This is a genomic window from Streptomyces sp. NPDC047043 (genome assembly GCF_040644055.1).
In the GTDB taxonomy this organism is placed as follows: Bacteria; Actinomycetota; Actinomycetes; order Streptomycetales; family Streptomycetaceae; genus Streptomyces.
Genome location: NZ_JBEYVO010000001.1, coordinates 465,352 through 489,498, shown reverse-complemented (window position 1 = coordinate 489,498; position 24,147 = coordinate 465,352). Strand labels below are relative to the sequence as shown.

General features: G+C 70.3%; 23 protein-coding genes. 17 read left to right on the top strand and 6 right to left on the bottom strand.

Translation table 11 applies throughout. The annotated features are described in order from the left end of the window. Positions 1 to 39 precede the first annotated feature (39 nt). The 5 genes from ABZ880_RS02365 (at position 40) to ABZ880_RS02345 (ending at position 5,342) form a co-directional block, all read left to right on the top strand. Positions 40 to 816 (top strand): IclR family transcriptional regulator, encoded by a 777-nt coding sequence (locus ABZ880_RS02365; protein WP_361255450.1) that lies wholly within the window; start codon positions 40 to 42, stop codon positions 814 to 816. A 300-nt stretch (positions 817 to 1,116) separates the two neighbouring features. Further along, a complete protein-coding gene (locus ABZ880_RS02360; RefSeq protein ID WP_361255446.1) occupies positions 1,117 to 1,893 on the top strand; it encodes an aquaporin in 777 nt (258 codons plus the stop codon). Then, entirely contained in the window at positions 1,890 to 2,888 is a 999-nt protein-coding gene (dhaK, locus tag ABZ880_RS02355) for a dihydroxyacetone kinase subunit DhaK (RefSeq protein ID WP_361255443.1), read from the top strand. The genes ABZ880_RS02360 and dhaK overlap by 4 nt, the downstream gene beginning before the upstream one ends. 130 nt (positions 2,889 to 3,018) lie before the next feature. Next, complete coding sequence (dhaL, locus tag ABZ880_RS02350; protein WP_361255440.1) at positions 3,019 to 3,660, top strand: dihydroxyacetone kinase subunit DhaL; 642 nt, start codon at positions 3,019 to 3,021, stop codon at positions 3,658 to 3,660. Then, on the top strand, positions 3,657 to 5,342 hold the full coding sequence (locus ABZ880_RS02345) for a putative PEP-binding protein (RefSeq protein ID WP_361255436.1): 1,686 nt from the start codon (positions 3,657 to 3,659) through the stop codon (positions 5,340 to 5,342). The genes dhaL and ABZ880_RS02345 overlap by 4 nt, the downstream gene beginning before the upstream one ends. A gap of 374 nt (positions 5,343 to 5,716) precedes the next feature. On the opposite strand, the gene ABZ880_RS02340 is transcribed toward ABZ880_RS02345, so the two are convergent. Continuing rightward, positions 5,717 to 5,950, bottom strand: a complete 234-nt coding sequence (locus tag ABZ880_RS02340; RefSeq protein ID WP_361255862.1) for a hypothetical protein — start codon at positions 5,948 to 5,950, stop codon at positions 5,717 to 5,719. Positions 5,951 to 6,184: 234 nt separating this feature from the next. On the opposite strand from ABZ880_RS02340, the gene ABZ880_RS02335 reads away from it, so the two are divergent. The 9 genes from ABZ880_RS02335 to ABZ880_RS02295 all read left to right on the top strand — a co-directional run bounded on the left by ABZ880_RS02335 (position 6,185) and on the right by ABZ880_RS02295 (position 15,770). Further along, entirely contained in the window at positions 6,185 to 6,976 is a 792-nt protein-coding gene (locus tag ABZ880_RS02335) for a GNAT family N-acetyltransferase (RefSeq protein ID WP_361255433.1), read from the top strand. Next, positions 6,973 to 7,197 (top strand): translation initiation factor IF-1, encoded by a 225-nt coding sequence (gene infA, locus ABZ880_RS02330; protein ID WP_093909198.1) that lies wholly within the window; start codon positions 6,973 to 6,975, stop codon positions 7,195 to 7,197. Before ABZ880_RS02335 ends, infA begins: the two co-directional genes overlap by 4 nt. Before the next feature lie 335 nt (positions 7,198 to 7,532). Next, on the top strand, positions 7,533 to 8,648 hold the full coding sequence (locus ABZ880_RS02325; RefSeq protein WP_361255429.1) for an acyl-CoA dehydrogenase family protein: 1,116 nt from the start codon (positions 7,533 to 7,535) through the stop codon (positions 8,646 to 8,648). A 283-nt stretch (positions 8,649 to 8,931) separates the two neighbouring features. Next, the gene (locus ABZ880_RS02320) at positions 8,932 to 10,359 is read left to right on the top strand and encodes a family 2B encapsulin nanocompartment shell protein (protein ID WP_361255427.1); all 1,428 of its coding nucleotides are present in this window, start codon (positions 8,932 to 8,934) and stop codon (positions 10,357 to 10,359) included. 5 nt (positions 10,360 to 10,364) lie between these two features. After that, on the top strand, positions 10,365 to 11,651 hold the full coding sequence (locus ABZ880_RS02315) for a family 2 encapsulin nanocompartment cargo protein terpene cyclase (RefSeq protein WP_361255424.1): 1,287 nt from the start codon (positions 10,365 to 10,367) through the stop codon (positions 11,649 to 11,651). 57 nt (positions 11,652 to 11,708) lie between these two features. Then, the gene (locus tag ABZ880_RS02310) at positions 11,709 to 12,584 is read left to right on the top strand and encodes a geranyl diphosphate 2-C-methyltransferase (RefSeq protein ID WP_361255420.1); all 876 of its coding nucleotides are present in this window, start codon (positions 11,709 to 11,711) and stop codon (positions 12,582 to 12,584) included. A gap of 177 nt (positions 12,585 to 12,761) precedes the next feature. Then, a complete protein-coding gene (locus ABZ880_RS02305; protein WP_361255417.1) occupies positions 12,762 to 14,873 on the top strand; it encodes a nitrate- and nitrite sensing domain-containing protein in 2,112 nt (703 codons plus the stop codon). Beyond that, positions 14,870 to 15,280 (top strand): roadblock/LC7 domain-containing protein, encoded by a 411-nt coding sequence (locus tag ABZ880_RS02300; RefSeq protein WP_361255414.1) that lies wholly within the window; start codon positions 14,870 to 14,872, stop codon positions 15,278 to 15,280. The genes ABZ880_RS02305 and ABZ880_RS02300 overlap by 4 nt, the downstream gene beginning before the upstream one ends. 226 nt (positions 15,281 to 15,506) lie before the next feature. Further along, positions 15,507 to 15,770 (top strand): hypothetical protein, encoded by a 264-nt coding sequence (locus ABZ880_RS02295; protein ID WP_361255904.1) that lies wholly within the window; start codon positions 15,507 to 15,509, stop codon positions 15,768 to 15,770. A gap of 73 nt (positions 15,771 to 15,843) precedes the next feature. On the opposite strand, the gene ABZ880_RS02290 is transcribed toward ABZ880_RS02295, so the two are convergent. After that, on the bottom strand, positions 15,844 to 17,205 hold the full coding sequence (locus ABZ880_RS02290; RefSeq protein WP_361255411.1) for an aminotransferase class I/II-fold pyridoxal phosphate-dependent enzyme: 1,362 nt from the start codon (positions 17,203 to 17,205) through the stop codon (positions 15,844 to 15,846). 131 nt (positions 17,206 to 17,336) lie between these two features. Here ABZ880_RS02290 and ABZ880_RS02285 point away from each other — a divergent pair, with 131 nt between their 5' ends. Together ABZ880_RS02285 and ABZ880_RS02280 are read left to right on the top strand one after the other, a co-directional pair. Next, a complete protein-coding gene (locus ABZ880_RS02285) occupies positions 17,337 to 17,831 on the top strand; it encodes a MarR family transcriptional regulator (protein ID WP_361255407.1) in 495 nt (164 codons plus the stop codon). 114 nt (positions 17,832 to 17,945) lie between these two features. Continuing rightward, positions 17,946 to 18,686: an SDR family NAD(P)-dependent oxidoreductase gene (locus tag ABZ880_RS02280; RefSeq protein ID WP_361255404.1), complete on the top strand. Its 741-nt coding sequence runs from the start codon at positions 17,946 to 17,948 to the stop codon at positions 18,684 to 18,686. A 9-nt stretch (positions 18,687 to 18,695) separates the two neighbouring features. Here the strand turns inward: ABZ880_RS02280 and ABZ880_RS02275 are convergent, their stop codons facing one another. From ABZ880_RS02275 to ABZ880_RS02260, 4 genes are all read right to left on the bottom strand, one after another. Further along, positions 18,696 to 19,727 (bottom strand): LacI family DNA-binding transcriptional regulator, encoded by a 1,032-nt coding sequence (locus ABZ880_RS02275; protein WP_361255401.1) that lies wholly within the window; start codon positions 19,725 to 19,727, stop codon positions 18,696 to 18,698. A gap of 64 nt (positions 19,728 to 19,791) precedes the next feature. Further along, a complete protein-coding gene (locus ABZ880_RS02270; RefSeq protein ID WP_361255398.1) occupies positions 19,792 to 20,628 on the bottom strand; it encodes an ATP-binding cassette domain-containing protein in 837 nt (278 codons plus the stop codon). Further along, the gene (locus ABZ880_RS02265) at positions 20,625 to 21,638 is read right to left on the bottom strand and encodes an ABC transporter permease (protein WP_361255395.1); all 1,014 of its coding nucleotides are present in this window, start codon (positions 21,636 to 21,638) and stop codon (positions 20,625 to 20,627) included. Before ABZ880_RS02265 ends, ABZ880_RS02270 begins: the two co-directional genes overlap by 4 nt. A gap of 155 nt (positions 21,639 to 21,793) precedes the next feature. Beyond that, a complete protein-coding gene (locus ABZ880_RS02260; RefSeq protein ID WP_361255392.1) occupies positions 21,794 to 22,810 on the bottom strand; it encodes a sugar ABC transporter substrate-binding protein in 1,017 nt (338 codons plus the stop codon). A 248-nt stretch (positions 22,811 to 23,058) separates the two neighbouring features. Here ABZ880_RS02260 and ABZ880_RS02255 point away from each other — a divergent pair, with 248 nt between their 5' ends. Next, positions 23,059 to 24,018 (top strand): carbohydrate kinase, encoded by a 960-nt coding sequence (locus ABZ880_RS02255; RefSeq protein WP_361255388.1) that lies wholly within the window; start codon positions 23,059 to 23,061, stop codon positions 24,016 to 24,018. Positions 24,019 to 24,147 lie beyond the last annotated feature (129 nt).

Below are 24,147 nucleotides of genomic sequence, written 5' to 3'. Positions count from 1 at the left end.
AACGCTGTTCATCAATACTGAATCGAGGAGAAATTTTCGATGGTGCAGGCGGTGCAGCGTGCGGTGCAGATCTTGCGGGAGCTCGCGTCCACCGGTCCTCGGCTGGGCGTGACCGAGCTGGCCGACCGCCTGGGCGTGGCCAAGCCGACCGTGCATGCGCTGCTGCGCACGCTGGAGGCGGAGGGGCTGGTGGTGCAGGACCGTGACAGCTCGAAGTACCAGCTCGGCCCGGATCTGGTGCAGCTGGGCAACGCCTACCTGGACACCCAGGAGCTGCGGACCCGCTCACTGACCTGGGCGGACCAGCTCGCCACCCGGGCGAACGAGGCGGTGTGGGTGGCTGTGCTCACCGGCGACCACATCCTGGTGGTGCACCACGCCTTCCGGCCCGAGGGTGCCGTGCAGATCCTCGAGGTGGGCGCCAGCATTCCGTGGAGCACCTGTGCCCTGGGCAAGGCCATCGTGGCCTGCATCCCGGCGTCCGAGCGGGAGCGGCTGCTCGCGGGCGAGCCGGCCGTGCTCACCGGCGCCAGCATCACCGATCCGCAGGAGCTGGCCGGGCAGTTGAAGGAGATTCTCCGCACGGGCTACGCGCTCGAGGACCAGGAGTCCGCCATCGGGGACGCAGGCATCGCATCTCCCGTCTTCGACCGATCCGGCGAGGTGGTCGGCGCCATCGGCATCGTCGGTCCCGTCGAGCGCCTGCTGGCCGAACCGGCACGTCAGGAGCTTGCCGTCGTGGTCCGCGAGACCGCCCGCAACCTCTCCCGCGACTTGGGCGCCCCCCGCGGGGGCGCCCGCACCACGGGTACCTGACCGGGCGGCGGCCTTCGCCTTCCGGCGCCCGCCCCGGCCCCTCGGCACGCTGCCGGGGGGCCTTTCGCGCGTCCGGGACCCAGTAGTCGCCGAAGCTCTTGACAGGCGCGAAACGTGGGCTTAATTTCCGGAACAACGTTCATCAATGATGAACACCCCGCCGGAAGCGCTGAGCTGTCCGGTTCCCCTGGGCCGGCCGTCAGGATGCCCGACCCCGACCACCTGACGGCCACCCCCATAACCTGCTCAACGCGGAGGAGGTGAGCGCCCCGAGCCGTAGCCCGGCACTGGGCGCCGTCCATGGAAGAAAACACCTACCCACAGAAGCTTCTCGCCGAAATGCTGGGCACCGCGGTGCTGGTGTTCATCGGCGTCGGTTCGGTCCCCGCCACACTCATCGTCGGCGGCGACGCACCGTTCACCATGGCGCAACTGGGCATGATCTCGCTGGCCTTCGCCACCGCAGTGATCGCCATGGTCTATGCGATCGGCCATGTCTCCGGCTGCCAGATCAACCCGGCCATCACGCTGGCGCTGGCCGCCACGAAGAAGATGCCCTGGCGGGACGTCCCCGGCTATGTCGCCGCCCAGGTGGCCGGGGCGGTGCTGGGTGCTCTGGCGATCGTCGGAGTGCTGGGCAAGAAAGCCGTCGACGTCGGCCTCGGAATCGCCGCCTACGGCACCGGTGTCGGTGCCGTGCAGGCCTTCTTCGCCGAGGCGGTCGGCACGTTCATCCTCGCCTTCATCGTCTTCGGGGCCATCGACCGGCGCGCGGCCGGCGGTTTCGCGGGCCTGGCCATAGGACTTGGCGTATTCGCGATCATCATTCCGGTGGCGCCCGCCACCTCGGCGTCCATCAATCCCGCCAGGACGCTCGGCCCGATGATCACTGGAGAGCTGTTCGGCGGAACGGTCCACTGGGATCAGCTGCCCGTCTACCTCGCCGCCGAGGTGATCGGAGCCGTTGCCGCCGGCGTGCTCTACGTCGCTCTCAACACCGACCGCAAGGCGGCCACCGCAACTCCAGCCGAGAACCGGGACGTTGAGCCCGCCACCGCCGAAGGAGCCCTGTCGTGAAGAAGCTCATCAATGCGCCCGAGGCGGTGCTGGACGACGCCCTGGCCGGGATCGCCGCCGCCCACCGGGAATTGACGGTCGACGCGGAGAACAAGGTGATCGCCCGCGCGGGCGGCACCAGGCCGGGCAAGGTCGCCCTTGTCTCCGGCGGCGGCTCCGGACACGAACCCCTGCACGGCGGTCTCGTGGGGCTCGGCATGCTCGACGCAGCATGTCCCGGCGAGGTGTTCACTTCTCCCGTCCCGGGCCAGATGCTGGCCGCTGCCCAGGCCGTGGACGGCGGCGCCGGCGTGCTGTTCATTGTGAAGAACTACACCGGCGACGTACTCAACTTCCAGATGGCCGCCGAGCTCGCCGGCGAGGAGGGCCTCACCGTGGAGACCGTACTGGTCGACGACGATGTCGCCGTCCAGGACTCCACCTACACCGCCGGTCGTCGCGGCACCGGAGCGACCGTCTTCGTCGAGAAGATCGCCGGTGCCCTTGCCGAGCAGGGCGCCGACCTGGCCACCGTCGCCGAGATGGGCAAGCGGGTCAACGCCGCCTCCCGCTCCTTCGCCGTGGCACTGACCGCCTGCACGACTCCCGCCTCCGGCAAGCCGGGCTTCGACCTGCCCGAGGACGAGATGGAGGTCGGCGTCGGTATTCACGGCGAACCCGGGCGCCGCAGGGAGAAGCTCCGCCCGGCCAAGGAGATCGTGGCCTCTGCCCTGGAGGCGATCCATGCCGACCAGCCGCCGGCTGCCGGGGACGAGACCATCGTCATGGTCAACGGCCTGGGCGGCACACCCCTCATCGAGCTGTACGTGGTCTTCAGGGAGGTGGCAGCCGCCCTCGCGGACAAGGGAGTGGTTGTCGCCCGCAGCCTCGTCGGGAACTATGTGACCAGCCTGGACATGGCGGGCGTTTCCATCACCGTGTGCAAGGCCGACGCCGACATGCTGTCCCTGTGGGACGCACCCGTGAACACTCCCGCACTGCGCTGGGGCGTCTGAACCGAGCCGGGGGCGGGGCTGTGCGACAGCGGGGTCCTGGCCGGAGACAACCCCTCCGGCCGGACGGACCACACTGCCGGATCCGCCCCCGCCCCCGGCTCACCCCACCGCAAACACCCACGCACCGACCATGAACGGAGACACCGTGGACACCGACCTCGCCCGCACGTGGGTGCAGGCCATCGCCGCCGCCGTGGACCAGCACAAGGACCATCTCACCCAGCTCGACTCGGCCATCGGCGACGCCGACCACGGCATCAACATGCACCGCGGCTTCTCCGCCGCGGCCAAGGTCCTTGCCGGATCGGAGCCGGCAACCGTCGGGGCCGTCCTGGTCAAGGCGGGCACCACACTCATCTCCAGCGTCGGAGGCGCGTCCGGCCCGCTGTACGGCAGCGCGTTCCGCGCCATCGGCAAGGCGCTGGAGGCGCCGACGGCCGACTCGCAGCAGTTCGCCGCCGCCCTCGCAGCCGGCCTCGAAAGCGTCCAGAAGCTCGGCGCGGCAGAGCCCGGTGACAAGACCATGGTCGATGCCTACGCCCCCGCGGTGGCCGCCTTCCAGGTGCAGGTCGACTCCGGTGGGGACTTCGCCGCCGCGGCCGGGGCTGCGGCGGATGCTGCCGAAGAGGGCATGCGCGCGACCACCCCCCTGCAGGCACGCAAGGGCCGGGCCTCCTACCTCGGCGCCCGCAGCATCGGCCATCAGGACCCCGGCGCCACCTCCACCGCCCTGATCTTCCGCGCCCTCGCGGAGACGGTGGAGGCCCGATGACCCGCCACACCTACACGGGGCATACGGCGGCATTCGGCACAGCCCTGGGCTTCCTCCACCGCACCGACCGCCCACCGACCCCCGCCCTGCTTCCCCAACGCGCCGGCGGCGATCCCGCCCGGCAGATCACCGACGCCTTCGACGCCGTCGCCACCAATCTCCTCGACCTGTCCGCCTCGCTGCGCGAACAGGGCAAGGACGAACAGGCCGACATCATGGAGGTCAACGGCTACATCGCGCAGGACCTCGATCTGCGCGAACAGGCCATCAAGCGCACGCGCCAAGGGCAGCCGGTGCCGGTCGCCGTCCGGCAGGCCGTCGACACGTACGCCGGAATCATCGCCGCCCTGGACGACCCGACCCTGGCCGAACGCGCCGCCGATGTCCGGCAGGTCGGCCGCCGCGTCCTGGCCTGGCTGTACGGCGACACGGGCCCCGCACCCGACCGGCCCCTGGTCCTGGTCGCCCATGAAATCGGCGCGGCAGACCTGCTCGAACCCGGCCGCACCGTGACCGCCGCCATCTCTGTCACCGGTGGACCCAACTCCCACGCCGCCATCGTCGCCCGCTCCCAGGGCATACCTCTCCTGCTCGCCGTCGACCCTGCCCTGCTCGACGAACCGGACGGACAGGAGATCCTCCTCGACGCCGATCGGGCGTCCGCGGTCGTCCACCCCGACGACGGCGAACGCCACACCGCGCTCCACGCCATGGCAGCCGCCCGCACTCGCCGCCTCGCACTCGCGGGGGAACGCCACCTGCCCGCCGAGACGCTCGACCACCGGCGTGTCGTCCTGCGGGCCAATGTCGCCACCCCGGCCGACGCCCGCGCAACGCTGACCGCGGGCGCCGACGGCGTCGGCCTGCTCCGCACCGAGCTGCCCTTCCTCAACCATCGTGCCTGGCCAACCCGCGACCAGCATGCGGCCGCCCTCATCCCCGTCCTGCGCACCCTTGCGGGACAGGTCGTCACCGTACGCACCCTGGACTTCGCCGACGACAAACTGCCGCCGTTCCTCTCAACAGGCCGTGCGGACGGGCGTATTGGCCGCGGACTGCCTCTCATGCTGGCCCAACCGGATGCGTTCGCCGATCAGTTCCGCAGCCTCCTCAGCGTCGGAGCGGAAACCGACCTGCGCATCATGATCCCCATGGTCGCGAGCGTCGACGAACTCCGCTCCTGCCGTGCGCTTCTGCAGTCCGCGGCCGCGGAACTCGGGGTCCCGGAACCTCCGCTGGGCATCATGGTCGAGCTCCCCGAGGCCGTGGCAGTGGCTGACGACCTTGCCTGCGAAGCCTCCTTCCTCTCGATCGGCAGCAACGACCTGACCTGCCAGATCCTGGGGCTGGACCGGCGCGACCCCGCCGCCACCCCCGCCATGGCCGCACACCCCGACGTGCTCGAGGCCATCTCCCAGGTGGTCACCGCCGCACACCGACACGACCGCCAGGTCTCCGTCTGCGGTGACGCCGCCGCTCACCCCCTTGTCATCCCCCTCCTCATCGGCCTCGGCTGCGACAGCCTCTCCGTCGCACCCGCCGCCCTCGACGAAGTCCGTGCCCGCGTCCGCCGGCTCCGCCACGACACCTGCGCTTCCACGGCAGCCACCGCCCTCGCCCTGCAAACCCCCGAAGACGTATGGCAACTCGTCCAGCAGCGCTGTCAACCGCCGCTGCCATGACCCATGGCACAAACGGACAAGAGGTGTTCGGGCAGGAGGACGAGTACCTGGCTCTGGTGCCGGCCAACGGTATTGCGCACGGGGGATCAGCGCTGGGGGTCGAGTTCGCAGGAACCTTGAATCCGGCCGTGCTCGTCCCCGGCGGAGCCGCTCCGCAAAGGACGCCGTGGTGGCCGAGTTCCACGCCTCACATGTCGAAGGGGGGGCGCGGCGTCCGGGACCTGGGCCGGGTCGGTGACGAAGGCCTCGGGCCGTCGTCGCGCACCTCGATGCAGGTCAGGCGGTCATCACGCCGGGCGCACCCCTGATCCTGACGCGTTTGTCGCAGGCGTCGCGGCCCTGCGACACTCCGGCGGGGCCACGGTGTCAGGAGCTCAGTGACCGGTCAGCGTGTTCAGCGTCATGGTCACCAACTGGCCCTCCAGTCCCGCCTGTTCGGGCATAAATGCGGCCCGGAACGTGCGGGCGTGCAGCAGGGACAGCAGCCACCAGGCCGCCGCGTGCGGATCGAGGTCCCGGCGCAGGGCGCCCTCCCGCTGTCCCGTGCGGACCAACTCGGCGAACATGTCGGCGAATTGCTGGTGCGCGATCCGGACGGCGTCTTGCAGTTCCGGCTCGCCGGTGAGGGAGAACGCGTCCGCGAAGGCATGGCACAGGAAATGGTTGGAGCGCGGCGGCGCCCGGCTGCTACTTTCGCGGTGGACCGTGAAGTCGTCTTATGGAGGTGAGCCCCGTGAACACAGTTACCCGTGGGTGCTCCCTCAACCCGTCACGGTCCGGCGGCTGACGTTCGGTGTCGCCAGGAGCGCCTGAGATCGAGGCACTCCTGGGAGGAGACTCCGATGAACACGAAGCCCTTCACATCTGGCCTGAGCGAGAACGCGGTGATGATCACGCGCGTCGCGGACAGGCATTGGCATGCACTGGAAGACGACCTGGTGGTCGGCCGCGGTCATGCAGAGCACCGGCCCGACGGACGCTTGTTCGTCAGCATCGACGCCTGGCACGACGACGCCTTCGACCGGCTCACCGAGGCGATGGTGGCGCAACTGCCGGCGCCGCTGTACACGGTGGTCGACGAAGCCGACGTAGAGCTGGCGGCCGGCTGGCGGCGCGCCGGTTTCACGATCCGGCGCCGCGAGTGGGAGTACGTCGTGCCGACCGATCCGCGGGGCACAGGGCTCGCAGCGGTCCTGCCGCCTTCGGGCGTGACGATCGTGCCCGCCGGTCAGGCGGACGAGAGCCTGCTGCGGGCGGTGGACCGCGCGATCCGTGACGAAGTCGAGGCGACCGTCGGGTGGCAGTCGATGCCCGCGGAGGTGATTCCCCGCCCCGAAGGCGACACCATCGTCGACCCGTCGAAGTACGCGGTGGCCGCGGCACCGGACCGCTACCTGGGTCTTGTCCGGGTGGTGACGGTGAACCGGCCGCGCATCGGGCTTGTCGCGGTCCGGGCCGGCGAGCAGCGCCGCGGCATCGCGCGGGCGCTGCTGGCCCACGCGCTGGGGACGCTGCACCGCTCCGGGTTCGCCGCGGCCTGGACCGAAGTCCACGAGTCCAACCAACCAGCCTCGGCGCTGTTCGAGCGCATCGGCGCCCGGCCGATGAGCAGCAACCTGGAGCTGGTGCGATGACGAAGAACAAGAACGTCATCGAAGTCGAGGGCAAGGTCGTCGAGTGCCTGCGCAGCGCCATGTTCACCGTGGAGCTCGAGAACGGCCACCAGGTGCTCGCGCACATCAGCGGGAAGATCCGCAAGAACTACATCAAGATCGTGCTGGAAGACCGGGTGCTGGTCGAGCTCCCGCCCTACGACCTGACGCGCGGCCGGATCGTGTTCCGGTACCGGAACTAGCGGCGGCCGGCACCTTGCGATGTAGCTGATTCCGGGGCCCCGGTCGCGGCGTTCCGTGACCGGGGCCCTGATGGCGGCCGGCACGACCGCGGCGGCCACCGCCACAGCCGCCGCCAGCAGGTCTGGCACCGCCGCGGGCCAGGAGCCTTCTCGGGCCAGGGCAGCAGCCGTCGCGCGTGACTGGTTGCTGCAAGGGCCCAGGCCCAGCTGGACAGACATTCGCCGCGGCTGATCGTCAGCCGTGACGCTCGTTTGACGCTCTGGGTACTTCACAGGCTCCCCGTCCGATGACGGAGACTGTCGAAAAGCGACCGGTACCACGGAGGACAACTCCCATGCCCCAGACGGCACTTGAACGTGTATTGGCCCTCGTGGCCGACCGGCGGGACGAGTTCGACGAAAAGCGGCACGTGCCGCGTGAGGTCGTCGCCGAGTTCAAGAAGGCGGGCCTCTACCGGGCCAGTGCGCCGCGTCGCTTCGGGGGCGAGCCGCTGGCGCCGGCCGAATTCCTGCGGCGGATCGAGCGGATATCCGAGGTCGACGGTTCTGCGGGCTGGGTCGCCAGCTTCGGCTCGTCGCTGATCTACCTGGCCGCACTGCCGCTCGAGACGCAGGCCGAGCTGTACGCCGACGGCCCCGACGTCGCCTTCGCCGGGGGGCTGTTCCCCGTCCAGCCCGCCGAGCGGGTCACGAACGGCTACCGGGTCTCCGGCCGTTGGAAGTTCGCCAGCGGCTGCAAGGGGGCGGATGTCCTCGGCGTCGGGATCAGGGCCGGCGAGGACAAGGCCGGGCGGCCACTGACCGCCGTACTGCGGCCGGAACAGGTCGAGATCGTCGAGAACTGGGACGTCGTCGGCTTGCGCGGCACCGGCAGCCACGACCTCGCCGTCGACGGCGTCGTCGTATCGGAGGAGTGGACCTTCGTCCGCGGTGGCGAGCCCACCGTAGACGAGCCGCTGTACCGCTATCCGGCCGTCCCCTACGCCGCACAGGTGCTGGCGGTCGTCGGCCTGGGCATCGCCCGGGCCGCACTCGACCACGTCATCGCCGAGGGCGGGAACTCCGGTTTCACCGGCGGGCCCAGGGCCGCCGACCGTGCGACGTTCCGCATCGGCGTCGGCCGGGCAGAGGCCCGACTCCGGTCCGCGCGTGCCTTCTTCTACGAGGTCACGCAGGAGGTGTGGGAGGCGGTGGAGGGCGGTGATCGGGCCACGGCGCACCAGGCCAGCCTGCTGCGGCTGGCCTCCGCCCACCTCGCCGGGACCTCCTTCGACGTCGTCCGGTCCGCGTACCGGCTCGCCGGCATCCCCGCCATCACGGAGGCCGGCCCCCTGCAGCGCCATCTGCGGGATGCCTCCGTGGTCCCGCAGCACGCCTTCCTCCAGGAGGACATCTACGACGCCGCGGGCGCCGTCCTCGCCGGAGTGCAGCCTTTCCCCGGCTACCCGTAGCCGGGCCTTCGTGCTCGTCCCACGCCCATCCGGCACGTCTCCGGCTGCGGGCTGCGCGCGGCGTTGACACATTGGCGTCATCGTCAGCCTGACGTGCACCACACCTGAACAGCAGGTTCCCGTCGAGTGGGGGCGTGAAGGCGCATTCCGGCGAGGGTGCGACCCTCGAGCGCCATCTCACTTGATTACTCAACGTAACTGATTCCTGCTAGTTGTATACGCAGCGTGACGAAAGGGGTCTGTCGTCGCGCCGCCCAGCCATGACCACAGGAAGAGGTACGTGATGTCGCTCGACACCGCAACAGCGCCGGCGCCGGAGGCGGCGGCCACGCAACAGGAGCAGCAGAGCCTCAGCACCGCGGCAGCCCGCAATCTTGCCACGACCACCAAGTCCGAACCCCAGATGCAGGGGATCAGCTCGCGCTGGCTGACCCGCATGCTGCCGTGGGTGAACGTGCCGGGCGCGACCTACCGGGTCAACCGCCGCCTGTCGTACACGCTGGGCGACGGACGGGTCTCCTTCGTCAAGACCGGCGCGAAGGTCCAGGTCGTACCGGCCGAGCTCGGTGAACTGCCGACGCTGCGGGGCTTCACCGACGGCGATGCGCTCGGCGCGCTGGCCGAGAAGTTCGTGCAGAAGGAGTACGAGCCCGGCCAGGTCATCGTGCAGGCCGGCCGGAAGGCCGACCACGTGTACCTGGTCGCGCACGGCAAGGTGGAGAAGATCGTCGAGGGCCCCTACGGCGACGAGTCGGTCGTCGGGTTGCTGGCCGACGGGGACGCCTTCGGCGGGCAGGCGCTGGCCGACTCCGGCAAGAAGTGGGAGTTCACGGCGCGTACGGCGACCGCCACGACGATCCTGGCGCTGCCGGTGACGGCGTACAAGGCGATCGCCGAGCAGCACGAGGGACTGCGGGCGCATGTGCACATGATCAGCTCCAACGGCCACCGGAAGCTGAACCGCTCCGGCGAGTCGGAGATCGCGCTCAGCTCGGGGCACATCGGCGAGGCCACCCTGTCGCAGACCTTCGCCGACTATGAACTCACCCCGCGCGAATACGAGTTGAGCGTGGCGCAGACGGTGCTGCGGGTGCACAGCCGGGTCGCCGACCTCTACAACCAGCCGATGAACCAGACCGAGCAGCAACTGCGGCTGACCATCGAGGCGTTGCGGGAGCGTCAGGAGTACGAGCTGGTCAACAACAGGGACTTCGGCCTGCTGCACAACGCCGATTTCGACCAGCGCATCTCGACCGTCTCGGGCCCGCCCACCCCGGACGATCTGGACGAACTGCTGAGCATGCGGCGCAAGACCCGCTGCTTCCTGGCCCACCCCAAGGCGATCGCCGCGTTCGGCCGCGAGTGCAACAAGCGGGGCATCTACTTCGGCGGCGTGGACCTGCACGGCAACCAGCTGCCCGCCTGGCGCGGCGTGCCGCTGCTGCCGTGCGGCAAGATCCCGATCAGCGAGCAGGGCACCTCGTCGATCATCGCGATGCGTACGGGTGAGGACGACCAGGGCGTGATCGGCCTCTACCAGACGGGCATCCCGGACGAGGTCGAGCCCGGCCTGAACGTGCGCTTCATGGGCATCAACGAACAGGCGGTCATCTCCTACCTGGTCAGCAACTACTACTCGGCGGCCGTGCTGGTGCCGGACGCGCTCGGCGTTCTGGAGAACGTCCAGGTGACCCGTACGAACGGGAGCTGACGGGCGTGTCGTTGATCTCCCGGGCCTTCGCGCCCGCGGCGAACCACGACGTGGCGGGTCTGGTCCGGGCCCTGCTGTCGGCGCAGGCCTCGGCATCGCCGCGGCTGCAGCTCGCCCCGAACGCGGCGTCACGCGGCCCCCGACTGCCCTCCGCCCCCAGGGGGTTGGGCACGGCGGCGGCCCGGATTCCCCGGCGCCCGCTCCCGGTCGCCGCGCCCGCCGTCGTACGGCCACCGGCTCCCGTACTGCCCACCGGGCCGGCCGGTCTCGGCACGGCGGCCGCCCGGCCACTGCCCCCCGCTCCCCGGCGGGAACCAGCCCGGTCGGACCTGGCCGGCAGACTGCACTGTCCGCCCGCCGTACGGGACGACCCCGCACTCGGCGAGACAGTCAACGAGCGGCTGGTCCAGTGGGCCGAGGAGGTCGGGATCTATCCCGGCAAGCTCGACATGGTCCGCAAGGCCGGCTTCGGGCGCCTCATGATGCTCGCCCACCCCGAGACGGACGACCCCGACCGACTGCTGGCGGCGGCCAAGTGCGGGCTGTCCGAGTGGTCCGTCGACGACCACTACATGGACGGCGAGGTGGAGGAGGCCCGCCCCGAACTGCTCGGGCAGCGCCTCGCGATCGCCCACTCGGTGATCGACCAGGCCCATCTCCCGCGGGCGTACGCACCGCAGTTGGAGGAGGTGGTCCAGGCCGACCCGGTCATGCGGGCCCTGCGTTCGGGGCTGAACAACCTCGCCCGCTTCGCCACCACCACACAGGTGCGCCGGCTCCGCCACGAGCTCGGGATCATGTTCGTCGCCTACAACCAGGAGGGCGTCTGGCAGAACACCGGACAGACGCCGCCCGTCTGGGAGTTCCTGATGCACCGGCACGAGAACAGCTTCATCCCGTGCATGGTGCTCGTCGACGCGATCGCCGGTTACGAGGTGCCGCAGGGCGAGTTCGCCGACCCCCGGGTGCGCCGCGCGTTCACCTTGGCGGGATCGGCGACCGTGATCGTCAACGACCTGTACTCCATGGGCAAGGAGAACCCGACGGACTTCAGTCTGCCCCGGCTGATCGCCGCCGAGGACGGCTGCTCCCTGGAGGAGGCCGTCGACCGCACCGTCGACATCCACAACGAGCTCATGCAGACCTTCGAGGCCGAGGCCGCCGCCCTCAGTCTGACCGGCTCCCCCGAGCTGCGCCGGTTCTTCGCGGGCACCTGGGCCTGGGTCGGCGGCAGCCGCGAGTGGCACGCGAGCAGTGCCCGCTACCACGACGCCGACGCCAACGCCGCCTGAGCACAAGGCAGTTCCCCGCCCCCCACAAGTAAGCACGAGTGAGAAGGCCTTCCCCCCATGCCCCGTATCGACACGCAGATGGAGGGCTTCGCCATGGGCGACGTCCTGCGCACCGACTACCAGAAGTCCGTGGCCGCCTACTGGAACGCAGAGAAGGCCCCGGTCAACATCCGACTGGGCGAGGTCGACGGCCTCTTCCACCACCACTACGGCATCGGTGACTACGACCCCTCCGTCCTCGAGGGTCCGGCCGACACCCGCGAGCAGCGCATCATCGAGGAGATGCACCGCCTGGAGACCGCCCAGGCCGAGGTTCTCCTCGACCACCTCGGCGACATCGGCTCCGGCGACCGCCTCCTGGACGCCGGCTCCGGCCGCGGCGGCACCAGCTTCATGGCGAACGGCCGCTTCGGCTGTCACGTCGACGGCGTGAGCATCTCCGAGCAGCAGGTCGCCTTCGCGAACGAGCAGGCGGCCAAGCGGGGCGTGGCCGACAAGGTCGGCTTCCACTTCCGCAACATGCTCGACACCCGCCTGGACACCGGCTCCCGGCGCGCGATCTGGACCAACGAGACGACGATGTACGTCGATCTCTTCGAACTGTTCGCCGAGTTCTCCCGTCTGCTGGAGTACGGCGGCCGGTACGTGTGCATCACCGGCTGCTCCAACGACGTCACCGGCATGCGCTCCAAGGCCGTCAGCCGGATCGACGAGCACTACACCTGCAACATCCACCCCCGCAGCGAGTACTTCAAGGCACTCGCCGCCAACAACCTCGTCCCCATCCAGGTCGTCGACCTGACCCCCGACACCATCCCCTACTGGGAACTGCGTGCGAAGTCGTCGGTGGCCACCGGCATCGAGGACCCGTTCCTCACCGCCTACCAGGAGGGCAGCTTCCACTACCTCCTGATCGCCGCCGACCGCATCTGATCCCGGCGTTCGGGCCCGCGGACACTCGACGGGGGCGGGCCCGAACGCCGTCCCGCTGTTTTCTCATCCGCGGTCACACCCTCCTGGCCTGCGGTGTGAGAGCGGCGCAACTGAATGTCACACGCGGTCTAACAGCTCGGAAACCGGCAGCTCCGGCGATCGGACTAGCGTCGTGGCATGAGGGTGTGGACGCCGTTACGGCCGCTGCTCGGCAGGCTTGGCGCAATCGGCAAGGGCAGGCCGGGGCGCCGGCACGGTGAGGCGACGACGGCCGGCCGTCGGCCGGTGCCCGGCTGGGGCAGCATCCGGGGCCGGGTGGCGGTGGTCATCACGGTTCCCATCTGCCTGCTGCTGGCGGTGGCCGGTGTCGCCGTGCACGGCAGGGCCGAGGTCCTCGGCGATGCCCGGACGACCCGTGCCGAGGTCGGCCTCAGCCTGCGCATCCAGGCCCTGGTCCACCAGCTGCAACGCGAACGCGGCCTGACGAACGGCCTGTTGGGCGGCGAGAAGGACTTCCGCCCACCGCTCGCCGCCACCCGCAAGCGCGTCGACACGGCGCTGCACGGCCTGCGCAGCGAAAGCGCGGTCGAGGGCGTCGTCCGGCGGGACCTGCGGCGCCTTGCCGCCGTCCGTGCCGCCGCCGACCGGGGCAGCGCCGACCAGGTGACGACCCTCACCTTCTACACCACCGCCATCGGCGCCCTGAACACCGTGGACCCGGTGGCGGAGAACGCGGCGGGCGCCGACCCCCAACTCTCCGACGGACTTGCCGCGTTGCGGGAACTGGCCGCGGCCACGGAGTCCGTCGCCCTCGAACGCGGCCTCCTCAACGGCGTGTTCGCGAAAGGCGCCTTTCACGGCCACGCCTACATCGACTTCACCGAGGTGCGCGCCGAGCGCGTCGCCGCCCTCGCCCGCTTCCGGCAGGTCGCCACCGCACCCCAGCGCGCGGCCCTCAACAAGGCCTTCGCAACCGAGGACGCCCAACGCGCCACCGCCTACGAGAACCAGGCGGAAGAAGCCGCCGACGGCTCCGCGGTGCGGGCCGACGCCGGCACCTGGTGGGACGTGATGACCGTACTCGTCGACGATCTGTACGCCGTCCAGCAGTCGGTCGGCGACGATGTACGGCACCGGGCCGACCGGCTCAGCCACGACGCCGAGCTGGGCCTCTTCGCCTATCTCGGCGCGGGAACACTCATCGCCGTGCTCGTCGCCGGCCTGGCCGCCTTCGCCTCCCGCTCCCTCACCCGCCCGCTCCGCACGCTCGCCGAGGAGGCCCACGACGTGGCGACTCACCGGCTGCCCGCGACCGTCGCCCGCATCCAGCAATCCCCGCAGGACGATGCGGAGTTCCTCCCGCCGGAGTCCGCTCCGGACGCCCCTGACCCACGCCTGCTGGGCGGCGCGGCGGAGATCACCGCGGTCGCGGACTCCCTGCACGAGGTGGAACGCACCGCCGTCCACCTGGCCGCCCAGCAGGCCGGCCTGCGCCGCAACACCACCGAGTCCCTCGCCAACCTCGGCCGCCGCAACCAGAACCTCGTACGACGTCAACTCGGCCTGATCACCCGCCTGGAACGGCAGGAACTCGACCCGGACGCCCTCGGCGAACTCTTCGAGCTCGACCATCTCGCCACCCGCATGCGGCGCAACGCCGAAAGCCTGCTGGTCCTGGCCGGGCAGAATCCGCCGCGGCCCACGGTCGCACCCGCCGGCGCCCTGGAAGTCGTCCAGTCCGCCGTCGCCGAGGTCGAGCAGTACCGGCGGGTCCTGATCGCGACCGTGGAGCCGGTACGGGTGCGCGGGCACGCCGTCGCCGACGTCGCCCACCTCCTCGCCGAACTCATCGAGAACGGGCTGAACTTCTCGCCGCCGACCGAACCGGTCGAGGTGCACGGCTGGTACGACGCCGAGGACGACACCTACTCCTTCGCCGTCGTCGACCACGGCGTCGGCATGTCCGAGGCCGACAAGCAACGCGCCAACGCCCGCTTCTCCGACTCCGGCGAGGAGGCCCTCCTTGCCACGCCCACCCGCTTCCTCGGCCACCTCGTCGTCGGCCGGCTCGCCCACCGTCTCGGCGAGGGCACCCAGGTCCACCTCTTCGACACCGCCGGCGGTGGACTGTCGGCACTCCTGGTCCTCCCCGGACGCCTGCTCGCCCCCGCCGAGGACCCCAACACCCCGCCGCCGCCCGCCAAACCCGCAGTCTCCGCCCTGCTCAACGGCTTCCGAGCGGGTGTCGCCCGTGGTGAGGCCCGGACCACTCAAGGAGCGTCATCGTGACCACCGCCGTCCAGAGTTTCGGCTGGCTCATCTCGGAGTTCGTCCGTACCGCCGACGGTGTCACCGACGCCGTCGCCGTCTCCTCCGACGGCCTGCTCATGGCCGCCTCGGACACCCTCGGCCGGGATCGCGCCGACCACCTCGCCGCCGTCGTCTCCGGCATCACCAGCCTCGCCCAGAACGCGGCCACCGCACACGGCTTCCGCGGCATGAAGCTCGTCATGATCGAAATGCTGGGCGGCTTCCTCATGGTCGGCCGCATCCGCGACGGAAGCTGCCTCGGCGTCCTCGCCGCCGAAGGCTGCGACGTGGGCCTGGTCGGCTACGAAATGGCCGTCCTCGCCGACCGCTGCGGGGAACTGCTCACGCCGCAGTTGGTACGCGAGCTGCAGTCGATGCCTGCGTGAGCCAAACCGGTTGCGCAGTACGCAGGGGGTGGCCTTGGGGTACCGAGTGGGCGAGGTCAAGCGGCGATCGACAGCCCGGCGCACGCCACCGCCACCAGGGCAAGCACAACGGCGGTGAGGATCTGTACCGTTCTCATGCCTCGGCGCTCCTGCGGCCGCGACGGTCGGCCCCCAAGCGGGCGTAGCACTCTCACTGGGCAAACAACTGTCCGTCAGCGCCGCGGCCGTGCCCGCACTGCTCCTGCCGACCAGCAGATCCCCGCATCTGCCATGGCGGTGGTGGGTCCTGCCCGTTTTCTGCCTCGGCCGGCTGATCGTCGTCACGGCGAACACGTCGCTGGTCGTGGCCGCGTGCGACCACGCAGTCGGTGTACGTCGAGCCCGCGTCATCGCGGTGCTGCCCGGCCGCAAGGCCGCGGGTAAGCACCGCCAGGAGGAGCCGGTGGCCGAGACCGACAAGGACGAGGAGTACGCCGACTCCGCCGAGTGAACCGGCCCGCTCCCTGGAAGTCCTGCCCGGCCTCGTCCTGTCGGGGCCGGGCAACGGCGTCCGGGGAGCCCCGTCAAGACCGGGCGAGCTGCTCCACCCGTGCGTGCAGATGCCCGACGGCGTCCTCGGACTCCGGCTTCATGAGTACGCTCCTCAGGATCCGGGCTCCGTCGGTGTCCGTGCCGACCTTGGGATGCCGTACGGCGAACGCCTCGCGGCTCGCCCTGAAGGTGCTCAGGAACACCGGGTCCGGGCCGGTCATGCCGTCGGTGAGGATGCGGGCGGAGGTGGCGTCGATGCCGGACAGGGTGGCCGGTTCGACCGTGGGGAAGTAGCTGACGATGTCCAGCTCGGGCTGTTGGTAGAGCTCCAAGTGCTCTGATACGGCGATGAGTTCCGCCCACCTCACGGCGGCCCGGCGGCCGGCCGCCAGGACCCGGCCGAGGCCGTCCGGTGTCGGCGGCAGCAGCCGGAACGTGAACCACAGGGCCGCGGCGGCCGCCCCCGCACGGGAGCACTCCAGGCTGATCTCGCCGAGGTGGAGCTCGGTCGAGGTGAAGTAGGTGTACGGCGAGTCGTGCAGGTAGAAGCGGCCCACCTCGGGGTCGCGGAAGAGGACCGCGCCGCACCCGTAGGGCTGCAGGCCGTGCTTGTGCGGGTCGACCACGATCGAGTCGCACCGGGCGATGGCCCGCCAGGGCTCGGGCGGCAGCCCCTCGGGTCCCTCCGCGCCGGCGAGCAGGGTGAAGAAGCCGCCGTACGCGGCGTCGACGTGGACGCGCACGCCGTGGCGCTCGGCGACGGGCAGCACCTCGTGGACCGGATCCACGGCACCCAGTCCGGTCGTGCCGGTGGTCACGACGACCGTGCCGATCGCACCGGTGCGCAGGACGTCCTCGAGCGCGTCGAGGTCGATGCGGCCCCGGCTGTCGGTGCGCACGGGGTGGCCGGTCATGCCGAGGACGTGGCACATGCGGCCGTGGGTGTAGTGGGCGTCCTCGCTGTAGGCGATGCCCCGGCCGGGATGGAGTTCGCGGGCCACGAACAGGGCTTCCAGGTTGGCGATCGTGCCGCTGGTGGTGAGGTGGCCGAGGTGGGTGTCGTAGCCGAACATCGCGGCGAGCTGTGCGACGGCCTCGCGTTCCATGGCCGCGGTGGCGGGGCCGCCGTCCAGGGCGTGGTTGTTGGGGTTGATCAGCATGGCGGTGAGGTATCCGAGCACCGCGGCGGGGTGCGGGGGCTTGAGCATCTGGCCCGCGTAACTCGGATGGAAGAAGGGGTAGTTGTCCTTCAGCCTGCCCGTGAACTCCTCGAAGACCGCCGCGAGGCGGTCGTCGTCGACGTCGAGCGACGGGTGGGTGCGGTACGGGCCGAAGGTGTCGGCCCAGTCCTGTATGGCGTCGGTGGCTCGGCCGAGCCAGTGCTGCAGATCCACTGTGCTCTCCCTCTCTCGCGGGTGCTGCCGCACACCATAGGATTTCATTGACTACTCAGCAATTGACTGCTCAGTGATTGAGACAGCAGTAGGTGAGCTTGCAGTAGGTGACCTGGCAGTAGGGTTCGTACGTGAATGCCAGGAGCTCCCGGAGTCATGAGGCTGCCGCAACCCGTGCCGCCAACAGCCCGCTGGTGCGCGATTTCGGCCTGCTGATCAGGTCCGCCACTCGCATCGAGCAGCGGATCGACAGCGAGGTGCGGCAGGAGTGCGGCATCAGCCACACGATGCTGGAGGTGCTGATACGGCTCTGCCGGCAGTCCGGCGAGGAGGTCTCGCAGCGGCAACTCGCCGACGACCTCACGCTCACCAGCAGCGGCACGACCCGGCTGGTCGACCGCATGGAGGAGGCCGGGCTGGTCCGCCGCGTGCCGTCCCCGGGGGACCGCAGGGTGGCCCTGGTGGAGCCGACCGAGGAGGGCCGGAAAGTGTTCGTCAGGGCCGCGGCCGTGCATGCGCGCGTGGTGGAGGAGTGCTTCGTCAAGCCCCTGGCCGCCGACGACTACGCCCGGCTCACGCGGGCGCTGGGCGAGATCGACAGGGCCCTGCGCTCGGACGGCGGGTGACGCTCGTAGGCTCCGCTCCTCGGCTTAACTTGACCCTGGGGTCAAGTTACGTGCTACCGTCGACGGTAAGTTGACCTGGTGGTCACGTTTACTGTCGTGCCAAGGAGCAGACCCATGTCCAAAGTGATCGTCGTCTTCGGTGCCGGTACCGGTCTCGGTGTGTCTGTGGCCCGCCGCTTCGGGCGGGAAGGGTTCCGGGTCGCCCTGGTGGCCCGGCGCAAGGAGCGGCTGGACGCCCTCGCCGAGCAGCTTGCCGGTGAGGGGATCGAGGCGGCCGCCTTCTCCGCCGACCTTTCCCGGCCCGCCGAGGTGCCCGCGCTCGTCGACGCGATTCGTGACCGCTTCGGCCGTATCGATGTCGTCGAGTACGGGCCGATCAGCGGCGACCAGGGCTTCACCGCGGCCACCGAACTGGACGCGGCCACCCTGGAGAGCCTGCTGCCGCTGCTGCTGCTCACCCCCGTCGAGGTGGTCCAGGCCGTACTGCCGGAGTGGACCGAGCGCGGCGACGGGGCCTTTCTGCTGACGCAGGGCTACTCGGCGGCGCAGCCGCTGCCCCAACTCAGCGGCGTGGGACCGGTGATGTCCGCCGCCCGCAACTACCTGTACTCCCTCAACGCCGAACTGGCCGGCACCGGTGTCTACGCCGGCACGCTGACCATCGGGGCCGCGATCGCCCGCAGCGAGATGGGCGAGGCGGCCGCGGCCCGGATCGAGGCCGAGTCGGCCGCCGGCGCGAAGTTCCCGGTCGTCGACCCGGACCAACTCGCCGAGCACTACTGGGACATGTACGTCAAGCGTGATCGAGTCGAGCGGTTCCACCCCGAGACGCTCACCCCGCAGGCCGCGGCGTAGCGGCCGGCGTCAGGCCTCCTGCAGCACCGGCGCGGCAATCTCCCCCGAGCCGCGGACGATCAACCGGGTCGGGACGGTGACGGTGCGTGCTCGGGAGCGGTCGCCGTCCAGGCGGGCGAGGGCGGTTGTCGCGGCCGCCCTGCCGATTTCCTCGGGGTCCTGGGCGACGACGGTCAGGGCGGGTTCGAGTGCCTCGGCGAGCGATACGTCGTCGAAGGCGACGACGGCCACGTCCTTGCGCTTGCTGCGGGCGAGTTCGGCGACTATGCCCAGCGCCATGATGTTGTTGCCGGCGAACAGGGCCGTGGGCGGATCGGCCAGGTCGAGCAGGGCCGAGGTCACGGCCTCGGCCCCCTGCTGGTCGTGCGCGCTGGCGACCAGTGTGCGGTCGTAGGGGATGTCGGATTCCTGCAGGGCGGTGCGGTAGCCGGCCAGACGTTCGCGACGCGTGTAGAGCTTGGCCGGCAGATCCCCGATGAAGCCGATGCGCCGGTGCCCGTGGGTGATCAGGTGGGCGACGCCCTCGTGGGAGCCGGCGCGGTTGGAGCTGACGACGCTGTCCGTGGACAGTCCCGCGCCCGGACGGTCGATGAAGACGACGGGCAGGCCCCTGGTGCGGTGGGCCTTGAGGTGGGAGTGGTCGGCGCCGACGGACGGCGCGACCATCAGGATGCTGACGCGGCGCGCGAGGAACTTGTCCGTCAGCGCGCGCTCGCGGTCGGGATCGTCCGCGGAGGAGCCCATCAGCAGGGTCAGTCCGCGGTCGCGGACGGTGTCCTCGATGCTCCGGGCCACGGCCCCGAAGAAGGGGTTGGCCAGGTCGGGGATGACCAGTCCGACGGTGGTGTCCGGTCCGCCCACGCGGATGTTGCGCGCCATCAGGTTCGGCTGGAAGCCGAGTTTGGCGACGGCGGCGAGAACCTGCTCCCTGGTCTCGGCGGAGGCGGGTCCGTCCTCGTTGAGGACGCGGGAGACGGTCTTGGCGCTGACGCCCACTTCTCGGGCGACGTCTGCCAGCGTCGGGCGGCGGTTCGCTGCCATGGAGGAAACAGTCTCCTGTGCTCGTCGGTTCCGACCGCGGCCTCGGCCGGAACCTGTGAGTGATTCAGTTGGCCTGAACTCCCGCGGCCTTCGCGGCCTCGGAATCCGCTACGACAGTACCTCCGGCCGCATCGACGGTGAGCGCGCCGGTCATGATGGCGACGACCTCCGCCATGGAGTAGTCGGACGGCTTGATCACGGCAGCACGCTTGCCCAGCCGGTGGACGTGGATCCGGTCGGCGATCTCGAAGACGTGCGGCATGTTGTGGCTGATCAGAACCACCGGCATGCCCTTGTCGCGGACGCGGCGGATCAGGTCCAGAACCTGCCCGGACTCCTTCACGCCGAGGGCGGCGGTGGGCTCGTCCATGACGACGACGCTGCTGGCCCAGGCGACGGACCGGGCGACCGCGACGGCCTGCCGCTGACCGCCGGAGAGCGTCTCGACCGACTGCGTGAGTGAGCGCAGGCCGATCTTCAGGTCGGCCATGTGCTCGGCGGCCTCCTGGCGCATGCGCTTCTTGTCCAGCATGCGGAAGACACTGCCGAGGACACCGGGGCGGCGCAGTTCGCGTCCCAGGAACATGTTCGAGGCGATGTCCATGGACGCGGCCACGGCGAGGTCCTGATAGACCGTCTCGATGCCGTGGGCGCGGGCGCTCTGCGGACCGGAGAAGGTGATGGGCTTCCCGTTGAGCCGTATCTCGCCCGCGTCCGGGACCACCGCTCCGGTCAGCGCCTTGATCAGGCTGGTCTTGCCGGCACCGTTGTCGCCGATGACGGCGAGCACCTCACCGGGCAGCAGGTCGAAGTCGGCGCCGTCGATCGCGGTGACATGGCCGTAGCGCTTGACCAGACCGCGGGCCTGCAGCACGGGCGTGGGGGAGGAGGTGGCGGTCATCGGGCCTTCTTCCGGGAGATCTGGTCGACGGTCACCGCGAGGATCACCAGCACGCCGGTGATCAGGGTCTGGTAGATGGACGCGACGCCCATCAGCTGCAGGCCGTTGCGGAAGACACCGACGATCAGGACGCCGATGAAGGTGCCCAGGACCGAACCGCGTCCGCCGAAGAGGCTGGTGCCGCCGAGCACCACGGCCGTGATGCTGTCGAGGTTGTCGGTCTGGCCGGCCTGCGGATCGCCCACTCCGGTGCGGGAGATGAGCAGCAGGGCGGCGATGCCGTAGAGCAGGCCCGCCACGGTGTAGATGCCGATGGTCAGGCGGGAGGTGCGGATGCCGTTCAGGCGGGCCGCTTCCTGGCTGTTGCCCAGGGCGTAGACGTGCCGGCCCCAGCTGGTGTTGCTCAGCGCGTACGCCAGGAGGAGGAACAGGGCGATGGTGACCAGGGAGCCGTAGGTGATGTCGGTGTGGCCGAGCGGGAAGGTCTGGCCGAGGGCCGTCAGCGGGCCGGGCAGGCCGGTGACCGTCTGCTCCTCGGAGTAGATGTGGGTCAGCGCGAACGCCACGTTGAGCATGCCGAGGGTGACGATGAACGGCGGCAGCGGGATCTTCTGCACCAACAGCCCGTTGAGCAGGCCGAATCCGGCGCACACGGCGATGCCCAGAGCGATGGCGACGAGCGGGGGCAGGGTGCCGTTGGCGGCCATCTTGGCGATCATGATGCTGCCGAAGGCCATCACGGCACCGCACGACAGGTCGATGCCCGCCGTGAGGATGATCAGGGTCTGGCCGATGGCGAGCGTGCCGACGACCATGACCTGCTGCACGATCAGCGAGAAGTTGCCGCCCGTGAGGAACTGGTCGGTCGAGATGGAGAAGAAGACGCAGGCCAGGAGGAGGGCGACCAGCGGGCCGGTGGTCGGTGCCGTGAGCAGTCTGCGGGCCGCGGTCGGCACCTTGAGCTCGGCGTACGGCGAGGACTTGCTCGGGGGCGTGGTCGTGGCTGTCATGCGAAGTCCTTGTCGGAAGACAGATGTCTGTGTCCGTCCTTGCCGCAGGCGTCGGAGGACAAGGAGACGAGGGGGCGGCCGCCCCTGGTCGGGGAGGAGGGGCCGGCCGCCCCGCTGAAGGGGAGAGACGGAGTCGTACGGTGCTGCCGGGCCGCTCAGCCCCAGCAGTTCTGCAGGCCGAACGCGGTGTCCTTGGACGTGACACCGGCCTGCGCCTTGTCGGTGATCAGGTTGACGCCGGTGTCGGTGTAACCGGACACCTTCTTGCCGTTCTTGGCGTACGTCACCACGGCCTTGACGCCCTCGGCGGCCATCTTCAGCGGGTACTGCTGCGACGTGGCGGCGATCTTGCCGTCCTTGACCGCCTGGGTGCCGGTGCAGCCGCCGTCGACCGAGACGATCAGCACGTCCTTCTCCCGGCCCTTGGCCTTGAGCGCGGTGTACGCACCCAGCGCGGCCGGCTCGTTGATCGTGTAGACGAGGTTGATGTCGGGGGCCTTCTGCAGACAGTTCTCCATCGCCGTCTGGCCCTTGGCCTGGTCGCCGCCGGTGTCCTGGGCGCAGGCGACGTCCTTGTCCGTGGCGCCGAAGCCCTGAAGGAAGCCGTTGTGCCGCTGCACGCCCACGGAGACGCCCGGCGCGAGGTCGAGGGTGGCGATCTTCGCGGTCTTGCCCTTCATGGCGGCCTTGGCGTATGCGCCGATCAGCTTGCCCGCGTTGAGGTTGTTGGTGGCGAAGAGGGCGTCGACCGCGCTCTGCGGCTCGGTCGGGGTGTCCAGGGCGATGACCAGAACGCCCTTGGCGCGGGCCTTCTGGATCGCGGGCACGATGGCCTTGGAGTCGCTCGGGGTGATCAGGATGCCCTTCACACCGGAGGCGACCATGTTCTCGATCGCGGTGACCTGACCGGCGTTGTCACCGTCGAACTTGCCCGCGGCGCTGACCAGTTGGGCGCCGTCCGCCTTGGCGGCCTTCTCCGCGCCCTCCTTCATCTTCACGAAGAACGGGTTGGTGTCGGTCTTGGTGATCAGACCGACCTTGATGCTGCCCGAACCGGCGCTGGTGGAACCCGACTTGGAGCCGGACCCGCAGGCCGTCAGCGTGAGGGCCGCGACGCCCATGACCGCGGCGACTCTGAGCAGAGGGGAGGACAGACGAGTGGTGCGAGGCATCTTCGACTCCTGTGGGATGGCGAGCGGCACGGGGCTGGGGATCACTGCATGCCGCCCGGTGTCATCGTTGACTTATGTCATCGTTGACACCGCATGGCGAGGATGATGGACTCCGGCTCCGGGAAACGTCAATGCCTTGCGCTCGTCACAAATCGGCAAACACCGGCGCCGCCGCCCACCCCGGCTGTCCGGCAACCGCGCCACGACGTGCCCGCCGCGTCCGTACGTCCGTCAGAGAAGAGCAGCTCATGAGCCTGCGCCAGATCACCGTCCTGGGGGAGTGCGTCGCCGACGCCTTCACCGAACCCGCGAGCACCACGAACGAACTCGCCCTGCGGGTGCTGCCGGGCGGCGGACCTGCGAACACGGCGGTTTCCCTGGCCCGCCTCGGCACCCCCGCCCGCTTCCTCGCGCGGCTGTCCGGCGACGTGTTCGGCCGGCTGTTCCGCGGCCACCTCGAGGCGTCCGGCGTGGACCTGTCGGACGCCGTTGCGGCGGCCGAGCCCAGCACACTGGCCGTGGCGGAGCTGGACGCCCGGGGCCAGGCGGCGTTCTCCTTCCACGCGCAGAACACGGCCGACTGGCAGTGGACCGCCGAGGAGTTGGCCCGGGTGGACCTGTCCGGGACCGCCTGCGTGCACACCGGATCCCTCGCCCTGGTCCAGCAGCCCGGCGCGGCCGTGGTGGAGGACTTCCTGGCGGCGGCCGCGCCCGCCGCGACCATCAGCATCGACCCCAACGTCCGGCCGCTGCTCGTGCACCCCGACGTCTACCGTGCCCGGCTGGCCCACTGGTGCGCCCTCGCCGACGTGCTGCGCCTGAGTGAGGACGACCTGGAACTTCTGCTGCCGGGCACCCCGCCCGAGCAGGCATGCGACATCTGGCACGCGGCGGGCGCGCGACTCGTCGTGATCACCCGCGGCGCCGACGGCGCGCTGGCCTCGCTCGACGGCGAACGGGTCCAAGTGCCCGCCGTACCGACGACCGTCGTCGACACGGTCGGGGCAGGGGACTCCTTCACCGCCGGGCTGCTGCACCACCTGGGCGCCCGCGGGCTCCTCGGCGGCCGGCTGACGGAACTCCGGCTCGACGACGTGGCGGAGGCCTGCCGCTTCGCCGCCCGGGTCGCGGCCCTGACCTGCTCGGTCGCCGGTCCCAACCCACCGTGGCAGAGCCGGTTGGAGCAGCTCGCCGCCGATCCCGCATGACCGGTACGGGAGCGGTGCAGCGGGAGATCACGACCGAACCGTTGACGCGGCTGTGGGAGCGAGGTCATCATCGGGCCCAGGTGATGTCATCGATGACACAAGTCAACGATGACATTCATGAGTGCTGGA

Excerpts from the sequence above, each read along its gene's own strand:
- infA (WP_093909198.1), top strand. The coding sequence starts at position 6,973 with ATGACGAAGAACAAGAACGTCATCGAAGTCGAGGGCAAGGTCGTCGAG.
- ABZ880_RS02325 (WP_361255429.1), top strand. The coding sequence starts at position 7,533 with ATGCCCCAGACGGCACTTGAACGTGTATTGGCCCTCGTGGCCGACCGG.
- ABZ880_RS02320 (WP_361255427.1), top strand. The coding sequence starts at position 8,932 with ATGTCGCTCGACACCGCAACAGCGCCGGCGCCGGAGGCGGCGGCCACG.
- ABZ880_RS02360 (WP_361255446.1), top strand. The coding sequence starts at position 1,117 with ATGGAAGAAAACACCTACCCACAGAAGCTTCTCGCCGAAATGCTGGGC.
- ABZ880_RS02270 (WP_361255398.1), bottom strand. The coding sequence starts at position 20,628 with ATGACCGCCACCTCCTCCCCCACGCCCGTGCTGCAGGCCCGCGGTCTG.
- ABZ880_RS02305 (WP_361255417.1), top strand. The coding sequence starts at position 12,762 with ATGAGGGTGTGGACGCCGTTACGGCCGCTGCTCGGCAGGCTTGGCGCA.
- ABZ880_RS02260 (WP_361255392.1), bottom strand. The coding sequence starts at position 22,810 with ATGCCTCGCACCACTCGTCTGTCCTCCCCTCTGCTCAGAGTCGCCGCG.
- ABZ880_RS02275 (WP_361255401.1), bottom strand. The coding sequence starts at position 19,727 with ATGGCAGCGAACCGCCGCCCGACGCTGGCAGACGTCGCCCGAGAAGTG.
- ABZ880_RS02280 (WP_361255404.1), top strand. The coding sequence starts at position 17,946 with ATGTCCAAAGTGATCGTCGTCTTCGGTGCCGGTACCGGTCTCGGTGTG.
- ABZ880_RS02255 (WP_361255388.1), top strand. The coding sequence starts at position 23,059 with ATGAGCCTGCGCCAGATCACCGTCCTGGGGGAGTGCGTCGCCGACGCC.
- ABZ880_RS02310 (WP_361255420.1), top strand. The coding sequence starts at position 11,709 with ATGCCCCGTATCGACACGCAGATGGAGGGCTTCGCCATGGGCGACGTC.
- ABZ880_RS02335 (WP_361255433.1), top strand. The coding sequence starts at position 6,185 with ATGAACACGAAGCCCTTCACATCTGGCCTGAGCGAGAACGCGGTGATG.
- ABZ880_RS02265 (WP_361255395.1), bottom strand. The coding sequence starts at position 21,638 with ATGACAGCCACGACCACGCCCCCGAGCAAGTCCTCGCCGTACGCCGAG.
- ABZ880_RS02365 (WP_361255450.1), top strand. The coding sequence starts at position 40 with ATGGTGCAGGCGGTGCAGCGTGCGGTGCAGATCTTGCGGGAGCTCGCG.
- ABZ880_RS02345 (WP_361255436.1), top strand. The coding sequence starts at position 3,657 with ATGACCCGCCACACCTACACGGGGCATACGGCGGCATTCGGCACAGCC.
- dhaL (WP_361255440.1), top strand. The coding sequence starts at position 3,019 with ATGAACGGAGACACCGTGGACACCGACCTCGCCCGCACGTGGGTGCAG.